Consider the following 17,260-nt stretch of genomic DNA (forward strand, 5'->3'; position numbering starts at 1 on the left):
CCGGAACACCCCGCTCCTGCCTGTCTTGTGCAACTGGCCGAGCATTTTTATAGAGCGGGTTTTAGAACCATTGGTTACTAAAAAGCGTCCGGACCCTTTATTGCCAGTCGACTCAGAAGTTGTAACTGAGCCGGGTGTACAAGGTCCGTCCGAACGGGTCCGAATAGCGTGGGTCGTAGCCGCTCTGGAAGGTGTAGGTCTGGTTGCTGAACGGCGGCTCGCGGTCGAACAGGTTCTTCACCCCGAGGGTCACGCCCAGGGCCTGGCGCCAGGTGTAGGTGCCGGCCAGGTCCCAGACGTTGTAGGAGCCGACGCGGTTATGGCTGTCGCGATCGGAGTCGTGGTAACCGCTGGTGTAGCGGTTGGTCAGGGTCGCGCCCAGCGGCCCCTGGTTCCAGGTCGCGGTCAGGCTGTGGCGCCAGCGCGCCACCGCTCCGGCCGAGGCGAAGTCGCCGCCGCGAAAGTCCCCCAGCTTGTCGATGTACTCGCCCTTGAGCTGTTGCTGGTAGTCGTAGCGAGTGACGTAGGTACCTTGCAGCCCCAGGCCGAACTCGCCCCAGGCAGTGGCCGGCAGGCGGTAGTCGAGGCTGACGTCGACCCCGCTGGTCTTGAGCTTGCCCAGGTTGGCCATGCCGGTGACCACGTGATCGATGGAGCCGTCGGCCTTGCGCACCAGCCGATCGGCGTACAGGTCGGGGTTGTCGAACGGCGCCGATTCGGGAAACTCGGCGATCTGGTTGGCGAGCTTGATCCACCAGAAATCCAGCCCGGCGTTGAGCCGGTCGAACGGCTGATAGACGAAGCCGAATGTCACGTTGCGCGCGGTCTCCGGCTTCAGCTCGGTGTTGCCGCCGGTGCTGCGGTTGAACTGCTGGGCGCAGTCGCGGTTGCCGATCCCGCCATTGGCCGGGGTACCGCCGGGGCACAGCCGTGGGTCGTTGTAGTTGGCGTTGGTGAAGGTGGTAAAGGTCGGGTTGTACAGTTCGTACAGCGACGGCGCGCGGAAACCTTCGCTGTAGGCGCCGCGCAGCACCAGCTCCTTGAACGGCTGGAAGCGGAACGAATACTTGGGGTTGGTGGTGCTGCCGAAGTCGCTGTATTTGTCATGCCGGATCGCCGCCGTCAGCTCCAGGCTGTCGAGCACCGGCACGTTGAGTTCGGCATATTGCGCCTGCACGCTGCGGTCGCCCGACACGCTGCCGTTGGGGTCGATGCCCAGGCTCTGCACATTGCCGGCGAACTGGGCGAAATCCTGGTGGAAGTCCTCCTTGCGGTACTCGCCGCCCAGGGCCAGGGCCGAGGGGCCCGAGCCGAACCAGTCGCCGATCTCGCGGCTGACCCGGCCGTCGATGGCCTTGACCCGCCCGACCGCCGTGGCGTAATCGCCGTCCACCGTATTGGCCGCCAACAGCGCGCTGCCCGCCGCGGTCTGCGGGCCGAAGGGGTTGATCACGCCATTGGCGATGCCCTGGGATACCGCCACATCGTTCACGTAGCCGCTGCGAATGGTGCTGACCACCTTGTTCTGGTTGTACGAGGCGCCGATGTTGTAGTCCCAGCCCGCCGCGCTGCCGTCGAAACTCAGCAGCAGGCGCTGGCCGGTGTTGTCGTCCTCATGGCGGCGGGCGCCGACATCGGTTTCCCGCCAATTGGCCGCCACCGGTTGCGTCGGGTCGAGGGCAAAGCCGCTCGGCCCCGGGGTGATGCCATTGCCCGGATAGAACGCGGTGCCCGGGTTGACCTGGTTGCCCATCAGGGTGCCGGGGCCGATCTGGGTGCGGTTCTCGTTGCGCGCCCAGAAGTATTCGAGGCTGACGTTGTGATCGTCGCTGAGCTTGCCGGTGGCCTTGGCGAAGGCCGAGGTCTTTTCGGTTTCCGGCACCAGGTCCAGGTAACTCCACAGACTCTGGCGGCAAATGCCGTTGCGCGACAGCAAGCCCGGTGCGTTGCAGCCGGAACCGGCCAGCGGGTTGGTGGCATTGGCGCCCTGGCTCCAGTTGGCCGGCGAGGCGGTGCCGGACGTGTAGTCCAGGCCGCGGCCCGGCTGATAGTTGTAGGTGTAGCCGCGGTCCTTGGCGGCCAGGCGCTCCTGCTTGTCGTAGCTGACCACGCCGAACACGTTGAAGCGGTCTTCCTCCAGGTCGCCGATGCCCCAGCTACCGCTGAAGTTCTTGCTCTGGCCACCGCCGGAATGGCTCGGGGTGTCGTAGCGGGTGCTGACCTGGCCGCGGGTCAGGCTCTTCTTGGTGATGAAGTTGATCACCCCGCCGATGGCGTCGGTGCCGTACAGCGCGGACGCGCCGTCGCGCAGCACCTCGACCCGGTCGATGGCGGCGAAGGGAATGGTGTTGAGGTCGACCCCGGAGCCGTTGATGGCATTGGTCGCGTTGTTGCTCAGGCGCCGGCCGTTGAGCAGCACCAGGGTCTTGTTCGGGCCTATGCCGCGCAGGTCGGCATAGGCCGCCCCGCCGCTGCTGGAGCCCACCGAACGTCCGGAACCGACCGAGGACTGGTTGGCGGAAATCCGGTTGATCAGCTCTTCGGTGGTGGTCACGCCCTGCTCGCGCAGCTTCTCGACCTGCAGCACAGTGACCGGTACCGCGGTCTCGGCATCGACCCGGCGGATCGCGGTGCCGGTCACTTCCACTCGCTGCAGCTGGGTGGTGGGCTCGGCAAATGTCGCGGCGCTGCTGGCCGTGCTGGCGTCCGCCGTGATGGTCACGCCCTGGGTGTCCTGCTGCTCCTTCAGGCCGCTGTCCTGCAAGGCCAGGGTCAGCGCCTGGCGCTGCTCGAGCTGGCCCTGGATCGCCGGCGCATAACGGCCGCTCACCAGCTTCTGCTCGAAGGAAATCGGCAGGCCGGTCTGCCGGGAAATCTGCAGCAAGGTCTGGTCCAGCGGCCCCGCGGGCAGATTGAACGGAGTGGTCGCGGCCCAGGCCGGCAACACATTCAGCGTCGCCAGCAAGGCCAGACTCAAAGGGGATCTATGGGGTACGAACAGACTCATGGACAACCATCCCTGCATTAGGTGTATGCAGGGATGTGCAACGGCCGGGCGGTTTTTATAGAGGCCGATCTAGACCGTTGGGTGATGAGCTTATGCCAGTTCATCATCCCCCCGTAGGAAGAGGCCTCCGACGAGGGGATCAACCGCCAAAGTGATAGCTCACATCCAGCCACCACTGCCGGCCATAGGGGTCGTAGTTGCCGGTGGGGTAGTACGGCCAGCCGCCGGAGTCGTCGCGCTTGACCTGGTTCAGCAGATTGTTGACGGTCAGGCCGACGCTGGCGCGGTCGTTGACCTTGTAGCGGGCGCTGGCGTTGAACACGGTCCAGGGCGACAGGCGCCCGTCCGAGTTGCCGTTGGTGACGCTGCCATAGCGGATGCCCAGCAGGGTCGCAGTGTAGTGCTGGTAATCCCAGGTCAGGCTGGCGTTGACCTTGCTGCGCCAGTCGTGATTGCTGCGGTCCACGCGCCAGTCCTGGGTCGGCGCGTCGTCCGATTCCTTGTAGAAATGCGAGAGGACCAGGGTGTAGCCCAGGGTCGAACTGAAGGCCCCGTATTCCCCGGCGCCCCAGCGGATATTGCTTTTCAGGTCGAGCCCGCTGACCCGTTCGCTGGCGGCGTTGATCGCATTGATCTGCACCCGCTGCAAGCGGTTCGGGTCCACCGCGGCGGTGCCCGGGTTGCGCTGGATCCGCGCCAGGGTCGCCTGGCAACTGGCCGAGTTGATGTCCATGGCACCACTGCGGCAGGCATTCTCTTCCTGCAACAGGCGGTTCTGGTCGACGGTGGTCAGCAGGTCTTCGATCTGCACGCGCCAGTAATCCACCGACACATCGAAGTTGCGCGACGGCGACCAGACAAAACCGTAGGTCCAGGACTTGCCCCGCTCGGACTTGAGGTCGGCGGTGCCGCTCTGGGTGTAGTCCACCCGCCCGCGATCGCAGGCGCCCTCCACGCCCTGGCTGCAACCGTAGTAGTCGATCTGGTCCGGCACATAGCCGTTGGTGTCGGCCTGGTAGATGTAGTTCAGGTCCGGCGCGCGGAAGCTGGTGCCGTAGCTGCCGCGCAACAGCAGGCTGTTCAACGGGCGCCACTCCAGGCCGAGGTTGTAGGTCTTCTGCTGCTCGGTGCGGCCGCTGAATTTGTACTGGTCCCAACGTCCCGCCAGCGACGCCAGCAGGCTGTCGCTGATCGGCACGCTGAACTCGCCGCCGGCGGCATAGCGCTTGCGCGAGCCACCGGAACTCTGCGCCGGCGTGGTGCCGTAGAAACTGCCGTCGTTGAGCCCGTCGTCCTGGTCGATGCGGTACTCCTGCTTGCCCAGCTCGAGGATGCCGGCGAAGCCCACCGGCCCGGCCGGCAAGTCGAACAGCTCGCCGTTGAGCGAGGCGTTATAGCTCTGCGACACCGACTTGCTGGTCTGGGTCAGGTTGCGGCGAAACTGTCGCCACTCCTCCTCGGTCAGCGGCCGGTCAAGGCGCGAGGCATCCGGGGCGAACAGCGGATAACCGCCCTGCTCGCCCAGCTGCGGCCCCAGGTAGAAATCGCGGATAGTGGCCGACGGCGTATAGCGCGTGGTGCGCACGCTGCGGTACTCCGAGCGGTTGGCCGCCAGCTCATAGCTCCAGGCGGTATCGGCGATCCGGTCGGACAGGCCCAGGGTGCCGGTCCAGGAGGTGTCGCGCCACTTGCTGTTGTTGCTGGTGCGGCCGCCGATTTCCTCCTCGGAGAAACGCCGGGACCAGCGCTCCAGGTTGCCCGTGTTCTGGTTGATGAAATCCGGCGAGGTGAAGCTCGGCCCGCGGGTGTTGTTCTGGATATGGTCCAGGCCATACATCAGGTCGGCGAAGACCTTGCCGCTGTCGCTGAAATGCCAGGTGCCACGGGTGTAGCCGTCGTAGTTTTCCTTCTGCGTCTGCAAGGTCCAGTAATCGTTGTAGACCTGGTCGGTGGTGCAGCGCCCGCCGCTGCCGCTGAGGTGGTTGCCAAAGATTCCGGAGTAAGCGCCGCAGCCGGGGCCGATGTACTTGCCGCTGTCGAGGTTGCGCCGGTAGCCCACGTCCAAGGCCGGCCCGCGGTCCATGAAACCGCGATCGTCGGCCCAGATCGGCTGGCGATGGGTCAGCTCGAGGCCGAACAGGCCATCGAAATCTCCCCAGCTGCCACCGCCGCTGATCTGCAGGCGCTGGTTGTCGCCGCCGCCACGCTCGGTGGTGCCGCCACGCAGGTTGACGTCGATGCCGCTGGCCTTCTCCTTGAGGATGATATTGACCACCCCGGCGATCGCATCGGAGCCGTAGATCGCCGAGGCGCCGCTGCTGAGAACCTCGATGCGGTCGATGATCGCCGAAGGGATGTTGGCCAGGTTGGTGAAGTTGACCTGGCCGCCATAGGCCGTCGGATAGTCCGCGACCCGCCGGCCGTTGATCAGCACCAGTGTGTGGTTGGGCCCCAGCCCCCGCAGGTTGAGGGCGCTGGCGGCGGGCTGGAAGGTGTTGCCGTAGTCCTCGCCCTGGGTCATGCCGGTGTTTTGCGTCTGGGTCGCCAGGGCGTCGTAGACGTTGCGGTAACCGCGGGCCTCCATCTCCTCGTGGGTGATGACGTTCACCGGAGTAGCGCCGTCGGACTGGGCGCGGGCGATGCGCGAGCCGGTCACCGTGACTTTTTCCAGCTGCGGGTCCGCCGCGCGAGCCGGCGCCACGGTGCTGACTTTAGGACTGGCCTTGGCGCTGGCCGGAGCATTGCGAATGGTCAGCCCCTGCTCGCTGTGCTGGGCCTCCAGGCCAGTGCCTTGCAGGGCCCTGTCCACCGCCTGCTGGCCGCCCAGGGCGCCACGGATGGCCGGGCTGCGCTTGCCCTGCACCAGGTCCTGGCTGAAGGAAATCGGCACCCCGCTCTGCCGCGAGATATCCAGCAGCACCTCGTCCAGCGGGCCGGCGGAAATGTCGAAGGTGATCGGCCTGGGCTCGATCTGCTGAGCGCCTGCCTGCTGGGCCCAGGCGGCGCTGCCATAAGTGCCGAGGGCCAGGGCCAACGCCAGTGACAGGCGCGCCAATGGCCGGCGTGGCGGATTGGAAAGGATCGATGAGTGCATGAGCAATTCCCTGTTGGATGCGGTTGCAGGGAATGAGCAGCGACTGACGGGTTTTTATAGGGCGGCGGTTAGGCCAAGGGGTTATGGGGTTATAACCGCGCCCTTCAGCGCGGCTCGATGCTGACCCAGTACGGGCTGTGGTAGCTGACGCGGATCGGCAGCGAACGCTCGAGCAATTGCAGGCTGCGGTCGCTGTCGTCCAGCGGATAGATGCCGCTCAGGTGCAGGTCGGCGACCTGGGGGCTGAGGCGGATGATGCCGCGCCGGTAGCTACGCAAGCTGTCGATCACCTCGCTCAGGGGCCGGTCGCGGGCCTCGAACATCCCCGAGGTCCAGGCGCTTTCATGGCCCTTGGCACGCTCCAGCAGCAACAGGCGCTGACTGTCGAAACGCAGGCTTTCGCCGGCCTCTACCAGCTGCCGCGTGCCACTGGCGGTAAGCACCTCGACTTGCGAATGCAACATCACCAGGCGCGTCCAGTCCTCACCGCGCTCCACCAGGAACTTCGTGCCCAGGGCACGCATGCGCCCGTGTTCGGTTTCCACCACGAAGGGCCGTTGCGGGTCCTTGGCCACGTCCACCAGCAACTGGCCATTGCGCAGTTGCAACAGCCGCTGCCGGGCATCGAAACAGGTCACGACCTGGCTGCGGGCATTGAGGGTCAGCGCACTGCCGTCGGCCAGGGTGAAGTCGCGGCGCTCGCCAGTGCCGGTGTACAGGGCGCCCGCCTCGGGCAACAGGTTGTAGCGCCGGCCGAGCAAGGTCTCGGCCAAGGCCAGGGCCATCACACTCAGGCTGCCGCCGATAAAACGCCGGCGGCTCGACGGCGCATTCAGGCTGTGCAGCAGGCTGTCGCGGGACAGGTTGCGCAAGGCTTGGCTGCGCAGCGCCCCCAGGCCGCCGCCCATCAGCGCGATGATCTGCTCATGCTGGGGGTCGGCGGCGCGCCAGTCGTGGAATGCCTGATGTTCCTGGGCATTCATCTGCCCCGATTGCAGGCGTGCCATCCATTGCGCGGCTTCATCCACCAGCGCCTCGTTCGCGCGTGGACGGCTCATGCGTCGACCATCGCCTGATAACAGCGCTTGAACGCCTCGGCCATGTACTGCTGGACGCGACTGGTGGACACCCCCAGCTGCTGGCCGATTTCGGCGTAGGTCAGGCCGTCGAGCTGATGGTAGAGAAAGGCCGCCTTGGCCTTGGCCGACAGGCCGTTGAGCAAGCGGTCCACGGCCAGCAGCGCTTCGATCACCAGCGCCCGCTCCTCGGGTGACGGGTGCACCGGCGTCGGCGCCAGGGCCAGGTTTTCCAGGTAGGCACGCTCCAGGTCCTGGCGCCGCCAGCCTTCGTAGACCAGGCGTCGGGCGATGGTGGTCAGCAGCGCCCGGGGCTCGCGGATGGCCGTGGGGTCCGGCAGGGCCAGCACCCGCACGAAGGTTTCCGAGGCGATGTCCTGGGCGCTGTGATGGCAGCCCAGGACGCGACCCACCGAGGCGCACAGCCACTGATAGTCGCGTTTGAACATCTGCCCGATCAGTGAGTAATGCGGGTTCCGATTCGCCCCCATGCCTTGCTCCCTCACGAGACAGCTCCCCCCTCTCGAAATCGTCTGGCTGGGTCGGGACCTTGCCGACCCAGGATTAGGGGAGCGACTGTGCAACAGGGCTGAATCTATTTGGAAGTAATTAAAAATTTACCCAGGCTAACTAACGAATATATGTAATCCAGCGACTCGCCGCGCCGCACGACGCACTTGATTGATCTCGGTCAGCAGTCCCCCCAAAGCTCCTCTCTACTCTGGCGCCTCCATCGGCCAGGGACGGCTTTCGGAACGGCCGGCCCCGCTTCACCTTCAAGGAAGAGTCGTTATGCAATCGCTGAAGATCATTCTGCTGTCCACCGCCTTCAACGGTCTCACCCAGCGCGCCTGGCTGGACCTGCGCCAGTCCGGCCATCGCCCCAGCGTGGTGCTGTTCACCCATGAAGACGAAGTCTGCCGGCAGATCGAACAGGCCGACGCCGACCTGGTGATCTGTCCCTTCCTCAAGGACCGGGTGCCCGAGCAACTGTGGCGCCACCCGACGCGTCCGGTGATCATCATTCACCCGGGCATCGTCGGCGACCGCGGCGCCAGCGCCCTGGACTGGGCCATCAGCAACAACCTCGAGCGCTGGGGCGTCACCGCCCTGCAGGCGGTGGAAGAAATGGATGCCGGGCCGGTCTGGTCCACCTGGGAATTCAAGATACCGGCGCAGGTGCGCAAGTCCGAGCTGTACAACGGGCCGGTGGCCGACGCGGCGATCTACTGCATCCGCGATGTGGTGGAAAAATTCGGCAGCGACTTCGTCCCGGTACCCCTGGACTACAGCAAGCCGCAAGTGCGCGGCCGCCTGCAACCGAACATGAAACAGGACGACCGCAGCTTCAGCTGGCACGACAGCGCCATCTTCATCAAGCGTTGCATCGACGCCGCCGACGGCCAGCCCGGAGTCCTGGCCAGCCTCGCCGGCGGGCAGTACTACCTGTATGACGCGCACCTGGATAGCCGCAGCGGCATCCCCGGCGAACTGCTGGCGGTGCACGACGATGCTGTGCTGGTGGCCTGCGGCGACCGTAGCCTGTGGATCGGCTCCCTCAAGCGCAAAGCCCGGCCGGGCACCGAACACTTCAAGCTGCCGGCCCGCCATGTGCTGGCCGGCCAACTGGATGGCGTGCCTCATCTGGACTGGTCGGTCGCCAGCGAACCGTTCAGCGACGAGGCCTACCAGCCGATCCGCTACCGCGAGTCGGGCCACGTCGGCGAGCTGACCTTCGAGTTCTACAACGGCGCCATGAGCACCGAGCACTGCCAGCGCCTGGTCAGCGCGCTGCAATGGGCCAAGGCTCGGGACACCAAAGTGCTGCTGTTCAAGGGCGGGCGTGGCGCGTTCTGCAACGGCGTGCACCTCAATGTGATCCAGGCCGCGCCGGTGCCGGGCCTGGAAGCCTGGAACAACATCCAGGCCATCGACGACGTCTGCAAGGAACTGCTCAGCGCCCGCCAGCTGGTGGTCAGCGGCCTGACCGGCAATGCCGGGGCCGGCGGCCTGATGCTGGCGCTGGCGGCCGATGTGGTGCTGGCCCGAGCCAATACCGTCTACAACCCGCACTACAAGAGCATGGGCCTGTACGGCTCGGAGTACTGGACCTACAGCCTGCCCCGCGCCGTCGGCCACGCCATGGCCCACAAGCTCACCGAGGAATGCCTGCCGATCAGCGCCTTCCAGGCCCTGCAGATGGGCATGGTCCAGGAAGTCGGCCCGCGCTGCCCCGACGAATTCGGCCTGTGGCTGCTGCAACGGGCCAACGCCGTACTGACCGAGCCGAAGTACCAGGCCCTGCGCGAGCGCAAGGCCAATGCCGACCCGCAACTGATGCAGCACTGCCGCAACGCCGAGCTGGAACAGATGCACCTGGACATGGTGCAGAACCGCCACGGCTTCGCCGAGAAATGCGCCGGTTTCGTCTACAAGCGCAAGACCTGCTGCACCCCGCAGCGGTTGATCGAGGACTGGGCCGTGCCGCAACCGGATACCTTGAGTGCCTGATCGGCTGATCGTGGTCGCCGCTGGCGCAGCCTGCGATCGGGCGCGCAGCGGCCGTGAAACAGTCACCACGATGTTGCACAAGAACAGGCTGCCGTAACCCAGGCAGCGCCCCCTCCCCCGTTGCCGCTAAGGCTGCAACAACAACGCCACCAGCGCCGTCCAGCCGGTCTGGTGACTGGCTCCCAGGCCGCGGCCGGTGTCGCCGTGGAAGTACTCGTGAAACAGCAGCAACTCCCGGTCCCGGGGATCGGCCTGCAACTGCGCGTAGGCGCACATCGACGGGCGGCGCCCGTCCTCGTCGCGCAGGAACAGGCGGGTCAGGCGCTGGCCCAGGCTGTCGGCGACTTCCTCCAGGGACGCCAAGTAGCCGGAACCGCTGGGGTATTCCACCGAGAAGTTGTCGGCGTAGTAGCGATGAAACTCGCGCAGCGATTCGATCAGCATGTAATTGATCGGCATCCACAACGGCCCGCGCCAGTTGGAGTTGCCGCCGTACAGTCGTGAGTCGGAATCGGCCGGCGCATAACGGGCGCACAGTTGGTGACCGTCGACCTGCAGGGCGAAGGGGTGTTCGGCGAAGTTTCTGGACAGTGAGCGAATGCCGAAGTCACAGAGAAACTCGGCCTCGTCGAGCATGCGCTTGAGCAGGTCCTTGGTGCGCTCGCCGCGCAACAGCGCGAGCAACAGGCGATTGCCCTGCCCCGGTTCGTTCCAGCGCGATACCAGGCGGGCCAGGTCCGGCCGATGGTGCATGAACCCCAGCAAGCGCTCGCGCAGCCCCGGCAGGCATTCGTGTTCATGCTGTTCCAGCACCTGCACGGCGAACAGCGGCATCAGGCCGACGATGGAGCGCAGGCGCAGCGGTTCGTTGCCGCCGTCGGGACGATGCAGCACGTCGTAGAAGAACCGGTCCTGATCGTCCCATAGCCCTGCGTCGCCGTCGTCCAGCCGGTTGATGGCCCCGGCGATGTACAGGAAGTGTTCGAAGAACTTCACTGCGATGTCCACGTACACCGGGTTGCGCCTGGCCAGTTCCAGGGCGATGCGCATCAGGTCCAGGGCGTAGGCCGCGACCCAGGCGGTGCCGTCAGCCTGGTCCAGGGTGTAGCCCGGCGGCAAGGGTGCCGAGCGGTCGAACAGCGCGATGTTGTCCAGACCGAGGAAACCGCCCTGGAACAGGTTGCGCCCCTCGGCGTCCTTGCGGTTGACCCACCAGGAGAAGTTCAGCAGCAGCTTGTGGAAGATCCGCTCGAGAAAGTCCAGGTCGCCCTGGCCGGTCAGGGCTTTTTCCCGCTGGTACACCCGCCAGCTGGCCCAGGCGTGCACCGGCGGGTTGGCGTCGTCGAAGCGCCATTCGTAGGCCGGCAACTGCCCATTGGGGTGCATGAAGCGGTCCTTGACCAGCAGCAACAGTTGGTGCTTGGCGAACCCCGGATCGATCAAGGCCAGGGCCACCGCCTGGAAACCCAGGTCCCAGGAGGCATACCAGGGGTATTCCCAGGTGTCGGGCATGGCCACGATGTCGAAGTTCGCCAGGTGCCGCCAATGGCTGTTGCGCACATGGGCGTGGGATGCCGGTGGCGGGGGCTGGCCGGGGTCGCCGTCGAGCCAGCGGTTGACGTCGAAATCGTAGAGTTGCTTGGACCACAGCAGCCCGGCCAGGGCCTGGCGCTGGACATTGCGCGCGTCGGCATCGGCGATGCCCTGTTGCAGCGCGGCGTAGAACTCGTCGGCCTCGGCCCGCCGCTGTTCGAACAGGGTTCGGGCGCTGACCTGGGCCGAACCGGCCGGGGCGAAACGCAGGTACAGGCTTTTGCTCTCCAGCCCGGCCAGCTCCAGGGTGAAGTGGGCGGCAGCACGGGTTCCGCTGTCGCGGGCAATGGCGGTGCTGGCGCCTCCCAGCAGGTAGTCGTTGATCCCGTCCTTGAACGGGCCGGGCGTGGCGAGGCCATCGAGCTTCGGGAAGTTGGTTTCGTTGTTGCAGAACAGCCACTCGCAAGGCTCCGGCCCCCAGGCCGTGACCTGCATCGGCGAACAGCGCGGATGCCGGGCCAGCAGTTGTTCGCCCAGCAGGCGCAGGCTCGGTTTGCGCGAATCACCGCCCCAGCTCCAGGTGTTGCGCGCCCAGACCTGGGGCAAGACCCGCAGGCGCGCCGGCTGATGAAAACGATTGTGCACGGTGACCCGCATGAAGATGTCATCGACCGCGTGCTTGGCGTATTCCACCGTCACGTCGAAGTAGCGATCATCTTCGAACACCCCGGTGTCGAGGATCTCGTACTCGGTATCGTCCAGACCGCGCCGGGCGTTCTCCCGCAGCAGGTCTTCATAGGGAAAGGCCGCCTGCGGGTATTTGTAGAGCATGCGCATATAGGCATGGCTGGGCACGCCGTCGAGGTAGAAATACAGCTCCTTGACGTCTTCGCCGTGATTGCCCTCGGCGTTGTTCAGGCCGAACAGGCGCTCCTTGAGAATGCTGTCGCGCTCATTCCACAGGGCCAGCCCCAGGCACCAGTGCTGGGCCTTGTCGGAGAACCCCGCCAACCCGTCCTCGCCCCAGCGATAGGCCCGGCTGCGGGCATGGTCGTGGGGCAAGTAGGCCCAGGCATCGCCATCGGCGCTGTAGTCCTCGCGCACCGTGCCCCATTGCCGCTCGCTCAGGTACGGCCCCCACTCGCGCCAGGGTTCGCCCGCCGGGCCATTGAGGCGCTGGCCTTCGATCGTTTCGAGGATGCTTGCCGCCGCTGCTGCCGTCATGGGGGTGTCCGTGAGCCATGGAGGTGAAAGCCAGTGTAGGGGCTGGCGACGCCGGCGGCCCATGACAAATGTTTCATGGTGCGAGGCGCCAACCGCGACCCGTTGCCGCACAAGGCCCGTGATAGAGCCTTCGGCTTAAATTTCCGGGGAGGCGTTCGTTATACTCGGCAACCCTTTTGTGCAAACGCGGTACCCATGATGTCCAGCGACAACACCCTCCTGGCGAGCCTTATGCTCTGTGTATTGGCCCTGCCGGCACAGGCCGAAAGCCTGGACCTGAGCTACCCGGCGCCCGTCCTGACAGAGGCAACGGCCGCCCCGGCGGCGGAGCCGGAACCCAGCAAGTTCCACCTGGAGTTCAAGGCACCGATCACCCTGGAACACACCTGCAGCGGCCCTCAGTGCAATTACGAAACCGACCCGAGCCAGCGCCATGAACCGGAAACGGTGAACCGATGGTCGGTCGGGTTCAACTGAGCCGCCCTGCTTTCAGCGGCGCCTTTCAGGACCTCATCGCCAGCAAGCTGGCTCCTACATAAAGCGGGTCCGGCCCCCCCAGCAAACACTGCCAGACCTGTAGGAGCCAGCTTGCTGGCGATCCGGGCACTGCGCTATATCGGGCCGACCCATCGCGCCGGCAGAAGCTTGGCTAGGCTATAAACATGCCCCGTGAATGCCTGGGAGGTCCGATGAACCGCACGATCCTGAGCCCTCTGAGCCTGGCCCTGGCCCTGTTGGCCGGCTGCGCCAGCCCGCCCGAAGTCATCGACAAGGAACCGGCGGCCATCGCCGAAGGCGTGCTGGCCTTCCGGGACATCTGCCTGAAATCCGCGCCCTCCTTCGCCGGGGCCGACAACGCGGCCAAGGGCTATGGCATCGCCAGGCTGGACGATGCCGGCTATGCGCGGATGGGACTGAGGCCGGACCACAGCCTTGGGGTCCAGGTACAGAAAGGCAAGCAATGCGCGGTGACCACGCCGTCGCAGCGGGACAAGACCCTGACCGCGCAATTTCTCAAGCTGGCCGAGCAGTTCTCCAGCACCCCGGTGGCGCAGCACCTGCCGGCGAAAATCACCCTCGATAAGCAGACCTTCCTGCTGATGCACGACCGGCGCGGCGGCGAGGCTTATGTGATGTTGAGGCAACCCTGAAGCGCAGCGCCTTCATTCAGGCGGCGAAAGGTGCGCGTAACACGCCGGCGAACTCCCCTCGCCCTGCCGGTCCAGCTCGTCCTCCAGCCACTCGGCCAGCACCCGGGCATTGTTGTGCACTTCATCGTGAGCCGAGTACACCAGGGTCAGGCGGCCCTTTTGCGCGCGTTCCAGCAACGCCCACCAATGCTCGGGGCGGGCCGTCAGTTCCTGGCGGTAACGGCTGCGGAAGGTGGCGAAATCCAGCTCGCCGGACTTGAAGGCACGGCGCAATCCGGTGGACGGCGCCAGGTCTTTCAACCACTCGTCCAGCGGCAACTGCTCCTTGCGACAGTTACGCGGCCACAGCCGGTCCACCAGCACCCGATACCCGTCGTCGGGGCTCGCCGGTTCGTAGGCGCGTTTGCACAGAATCATGGGTTCTTCCCCTCTATGACGGCATGACCTGCCATCAGCTTAGTGGCTGGACAAGGCCTGGCACAGGACGAAGACCAGTGCCTCGCCACCACTCCCCCGGGGTCTGATTACGACCCTCCCGCATCGAAAACGACACCTCGTTCCCTGGATGATTGACGCACCGCGCCCAGCCCTATTAAGTACTATTTATCCGCATTAATACGATAAATCGAAAACATGCTCAAACGACCTGTTCGCCGCAAACGCCAGAAGCTTTCCGACGTGATTGTCGAGTCGGTCAAACGCTCCATCGTGATCAACGCCCTGCGTCCCGGCGACCGCTTGCCGACCGAGCGCGAGTTGATGGAAAGCTTCCAGTGCTCCAAGGGTTCGGCCCGCGAAGCGCTCAAGGCGCTGGAGGTCGAAGGGCTGGTCAACACCCGCACCGGCCCCAGCGGCGGCGCCTACCTGAACCAGGCCGGCACCGAGCCGGCGAGCCGCGCCCTGCGCAATTACCTGCACTTCCAACAGATGGACGGCGAGCAGGTGTACCAGCTGCGCAAGGTCATCGAAGTGGAGCTGGCGGTGTCGGTGATCGGCCGTCTCAGCGCCGACGACTTCGAGGCGCTGCAGGCCAACATCGACTTCTGCAGCGCCCCGGAAGACAGCGAGGCCGGCCAGCGCGAACAGCGCATCGCCGAGCTGGAATTCCACAACCTGCTGGGCCGCGCCTGCCCCAACCCGCTGCTGAGTTTCATGGCGCAGTTCCTCAATGACCTGCTGCGCGACCTGGTAGTGCTGAAGAAGGCCTACAAGCCCAAGCGCAAGCAGTTCGACGCCGCCAACCTCGATTACCACAAGCGCCTGTTGCTGGCCTTCAAAGCCGAGGACGAAGCCGCGGTACGCCAGCTGATGCACGAACACATGTGCGACGCCGAACACCATATGAGCGCCCTCGAGGGCGAGGTCACCCAACACTTCCTGCTGGAGTTCGATCACCACCACTGATAACCGCCGCACCCGCCACACGCCGCTTCGCCAATAACAAAGCCTGAACACAGGCTGCTGCGCCGTTTTGCCATTGCCACTCCTGCCAATAACTAAACCAGGGAGTTACCCCATGCAGCGTCGTACGTTGTTGAAAGCCAGTCTGACCGTTGCCGGAGCCCTCAGCCTTCCGCTGGGGGTGCGCAACGCCTTTGCCGCCGAACCCTTTACCTTCTACGGGCTCAAGTCGATGTCCGGCGCCTTCGCCAGCTACGGCAAGTTCGCCGACATGGGCTCGCGCCTGGCGGTGGAACAGTACCCGACCCTGCTCGGCCGCCCGCTGAACTACAAGGTGATCGACACCGAAGGCAACGCCGGCAAGGCGGTGCGCAAGGTCCAGGAGGCGATTGCCCAGGACGGCGCGCGATTCTTCCAGGGCTGCACCCTGTCGTCTTCGGCGCTGGCGGTGGCCAAGGAAGTGAGCAAGGTCAACGGCGTGTTCATGACCCCGGTGGGCGCCGACGAAGTCACCGGCAAGGACTGCAATGCCTCGACCTTTCGCTGGTCGGTGCCGACCTACGGCGCCATTCGCGAAACCATGGTGCCGCTGATCAAGCGCCTGCCCGAGGCCAAGCGCTGGTACACCATCACCCCGCAATACGTATTCGGCGAAGCGCTGCTGGCCGGCGCCAGACAGGTGTGCGCCGAGCATGGCATCGAGCACGTCGGCAACAGCTATCACTCGTTGCAGGAACAGGAATTCTCCGGCTACCTGACCAACGCCATCGCCGCCCAGCCCGACGTACTGGTGCTGCTCAACTTCGGCAGCCAGTCCTCCAACGCCCTGCGCCAGGCGGTGAACTTCGGCATCAAGGAACGCATGAAAGTGCTGCTGGTGTGGTCCGCCGGGCTCGACCAGTTCCAGGAGCTGGGCAGCGACGTGCTCGAAGGCGTCTACCTCGGCGCGCAGTACTGGCACCAGGTCGACACCCCGCTCAACCGCGAGCTGGTCAAGCTGACCCAGGCCAAGTACGGCATCAACCCTACCTACCCGCTGGCCGCCGACTACATCGGCACCAAGATCATGCTCGACACCATAGTCGCCACCGGCAGCTTCGACGGCGCGACCGTGGCCAAGGCCATGCAAGGCCTGACGTACCAGGGGCCGACCGGCGAGGAAAGCATCCGCGCCGGCGACCACCAGGTGATCAAGGATTACTACCTGCTGCAGGGCAAGGCCACGGCCAGCATGCGCGACAAGGACGACCTGGCCGAAGTGCTCAGTTCCGGGCGCTCGTTCCCGGATGCCGGCGCCACCGGCTGCAACCTGGCCTGACCCCGACCGACCTTTCCATCGCTGGCTAGAGGCAGCGGGCCGCCCGACGACGACAGTCGCCGGCCCCCTGTCGAGGGTACCCGCATGCTCAATCTTTACCTGTTCCAGATCCTCAACGGCCTCGGCCTGGGGATGATCTACTTCCTGATCGCGGTGGGCCTGACGATCATTTTCGGCCTGCTGAACTTCGTCAATTTCGCCCACGGCGCGTTCTTCCTGCTCGGGGCCTACATCTGCTACACCGCCGTCAGCCTCACCGGCAGCTTCTGGCTGGCGCTGCTGGTCGCGCCGCTGGTGGTCGCGGCCCTGGCCTGGGCCATCGAGCGATTGCTGATCCAGCGCATCTACCACCTGCCCCACACCTTCCAGATCCTGGTGACCCTGGGCATCGCACTGATCATCCAGGAAGCCAGCGTGCTGATCTGGGGGCCCGTCGGCAAAAGCGTCGCGGTGCCGGAACTGCTGCGCGGCGTGCTGATCGTCGGCGACTTCGTCTACCCCTACTACCGCCTGTTCCTCATTGGCTTCTCGGCACTGGTGGGGCTGGCGCTGTGGCTGCTGCTGGAGCGCACGCGCTTCGGCGCCCTGGTGCGCGCCGGCAGCGAAAGCACCGAGACCGTGTCGCTGCTGGGCACCAACATCTTCCGCCTGTTCTCCATGACCTTCGCCCTCGGCGTGGCCCTGGCCGGGATCGCCGGGGTGCTGTTCGCCCCGTTGCGTGGCGCCCAGCCCTTTGTCGGCCCGGAAATCCTCGGGGTCGCCTTCGTGGTGGTGGTGATCGGCGGCATGGGTTCGTTCAGCGGCGCCCTGGTAGGCGGCCTGCTGGTGGGCGTGGTGCAGAGCCTGATGACCACCCTCTGGCCGCAAGGCGCCAGCCTGATGATCTACGGCGCCATGGCGGCGGTGATTCTGGTCCGTCCCTACGGCCTGTTCGGGAGAGCATGA

12 protein-coding genes are annotated in these 17,260 nt (G+C 65.5%); 6 read left to right on the forward strand and 6 right to left on the reverse strand.

The features are described 5' to 3' along the window. Positions 1-112 precede the first annotated feature (112 nt). From DK261_RS09000 to DK261_RS09015, 4 genes are all read right to left on the reverse strand, one after another. Complete coding sequence (locus DK261_RS09000; protein WP_009049678.1) at positions 113-3,007, reverse strand: TonB-dependent receptor; 2,895 nt, start codon at positions 3,005-3,007, stop codon at positions 113-115. Positions 3,008-3,146: 139 nt separating this feature from the next. Then, complete coding sequence (locus tag DK261_RS09005) at positions 3,147-6,101, reverse strand: TonB-dependent receptor (RefSeq protein WP_009049679.1); 2,955 nt, start codon at positions 6,099-6,101, stop codon at positions 3,147-3,149. A 104-nt stretch (positions 6,102-6,205) separates the two neighbouring features. Beyond that, the gene (locus DK261_RS09010; protein WP_009049680.1) at positions 6,206-7,159 is read right to left on the reverse strand and encodes a FecR domain-containing protein; all 954 of its coding nucleotides are present in this window, start codon (positions 7,157-7,159) and stop codon (positions 6,206-6,208) included. Further along, positions 7,156-7,668: a sigma-70 family RNA polymerase sigma factor gene (locus tag DK261_RS09015; protein WP_110175603.1), complete on the reverse strand. Its 513-nt coding sequence runs from the start codon at positions 7,666-7,668 to the stop codon at positions 7,156-7,158. The genes DK261_RS09010 and DK261_RS09015 overlap by 4 nt, the downstream gene beginning before the upstream one ends. A gap of 301 nt (positions 7,669-7,969) precedes the next feature. Here DK261_RS09015 and DK261_RS09020 point away from each other — a divergent pair, with 301 nt between their 5' ends. Then, entirely contained in the window at positions 7,970-9,688 is a 1,719-nt protein-coding gene (locus tag DK261_RS09020) for a hydrogenase maturation protein (protein WP_110175604.1), read from the forward strand. Positions 9,689-9,814: 126 nt separating this feature from the next. On the opposite strand, the gene DK261_RS09025 is transcribed toward DK261_RS09020, so the two are convergent. Beyond that, positions 9,815-12,445, reverse strand: a complete 2,631-nt coding sequence (locus DK261_RS09025) for a glucosidase (protein WP_110175605.1) — start codon at positions 12,443-12,445, stop codon at positions 9,815-9,817. A gap of 198 nt (positions 12,446-12,643) precedes the next feature. Between DK261_RS09025 and DK261_RS09030 the strand changes: the two genes are divergently transcribed. Both DK261_RS09030 and DK261_RS09035 read left to right on the forward strand, forming a co-directional pair. Further along, positions 12,644-12,922, forward strand: a complete 279-nt coding sequence (locus DK261_RS09030; protein WP_256597559.1) for a hypothetical protein — start codon at positions 12,644-12,646, stop codon at positions 12,920-12,922. 212 nt (positions 12,923-13,134) lie between these two features. Beyond that, positions 13,135-13,596, forward strand: coding sequence for a hypothetical protein (locus DK261_RS09035; RefSeq protein ID WP_110175607.1), 462 nt, complete (start codon positions 13,135-13,137; stop codon positions 13,594-13,596). A gap of 12 nt (positions 13,597-13,608) precedes the next feature. Here DK261_RS09035 and DK261_RS09040 read toward each other — a convergent pair whose 3' ends face one another. After that, entirely contained in the window at positions 13,609-14,013 is a 405-nt protein-coding gene (locus DK261_RS09040) for a DUF488 domain-containing protein (protein ID WP_110175608.1), read from the reverse strand. 216 nt (positions 14,014-14,229) lie between these two features. Here DK261_RS09040 and DK261_RS09045 point away from each other — a divergent pair, with 216 nt between their 5' ends. From DK261_RS09045 to DK261_RS09055, 3 genes are all read left to right on the forward strand, one after another. Then, positions 14,230-15,000: a FadR/GntR family transcriptional regulator gene (locus DK261_RS09045; protein WP_009049687.1), complete on the forward strand. Its 771-nt coding sequence runs from the start codon at positions 14,230-14,232 to the stop codon at positions 14,998-15,000. A 112-nt stretch (positions 15,001-15,112) separates the two neighbouring features. Continuing rightward, entirely contained in the window at positions 15,113-16,315 is a 1,203-nt protein-coding gene (locus tag DK261_RS09050) for an ABC transporter substrate-binding protein (RefSeq protein WP_009049688.1), read from the forward strand. An 84-nt stretch (positions 16,316-16,399) separates the two neighbouring features. Beyond that, complete coding sequence (locus DK261_RS09055; protein ID WP_101282789.1) at positions 16,400-17,260, forward strand: branched-chain amino acid ABC transporter permease; 861 nt, start codon at positions 16,400-16,402, stop codon at positions 17,258-17,260.

It is taken from the genome of Pseudomonas sp. RW409, assembly GCF_003184125.1.
GTDB lineage: Bacteria > Pseudomonadota > Gammaproteobacteria > Pseudomonadales > Pseudomonadaceae > Aquipseudomonas > Aquipseudomonas chlororaphis_I.

Coding starts and splice junctions, on each gene's coding strand:
- DK261_RS09000 (WP_009049678.1), bottom strand. CDS start 3,007: ATGAGTCTGTTCGTACCCCATAGATCCCCTTTGAGTCTGGCCTTGCTG.
- DK261_RS09005 (WP_009049679.1), bottom strand. CDS start 6,101: ATGCACTCATCGATCCTTTCCAATCCGCCACGCCGGCCATTGGCGCGC.
- DK261_RS09010 (WP_009049680.1), bottom strand. CDS start 7,159: ATGAGCCGTCCACGCGCGAACGAGGCGCTGGTGGATGAAGCCGCGCAA.
- DK261_RS09015 (WP_110175603.1), bottom strand. CDS start 7,668: ATGGGGGCGAATCGGAACCCGCATTACTCACTGATCGGGCAGATGTTC.
- DK261_RS09020 (WP_110175604.1), top strand. CDS start 7,970: ATGCAATCGCTGAAGATCATTCTGCTGTCCACCGCCTTCAACGGTCTC.
- DK261_RS09025 (WP_110175605.1), bottom strand. CDS start 12,445: ATGACGGCAGCAGCGGCGGCAAGCATCCTCGAAACGATCGAAGGCCAG.
- DK261_RS09030 (WP_256597559.1), top strand. CDS start 12,644: ATGTCCAGCGACAACACCCTCCTGGCGAGCCTTATGCTCTGTGTATTG.
- DK261_RS09035 (WP_110175607.1), top strand. CDS start 13,135: ATGAACCGCACGATCCTGAGCCCTCTGAGCCTGGCCCTGGCCCTGTTG.
- DK261_RS09040 (WP_110175608.1), bottom strand. CDS start 14,013: ATGATTCTGTGCAAACGCGCCTACGAACCGGCGAGCCCCGACGACGGG.
- DK261_RS09045 (WP_009049687.1), top strand. CDS start 14,230: ATGCTCAAACGACCTGTTCGCCGCAAACGCCAGAAGCTTTCCGACGTG.
- DK261_RS09050 (WP_009049688.1), top strand. CDS start 15,113: ATGCAGCGTCGTACGTTGTTGAAAGCCAGTCTGACCGTTGCCGGAGCC.
- DK261_RS09055 (WP_101282789.1), top strand. CDS start 16,400: ATGCTCAATCTTTACCTGTTCCAGATCCTCAACGGCCTCGGCCTGGGG.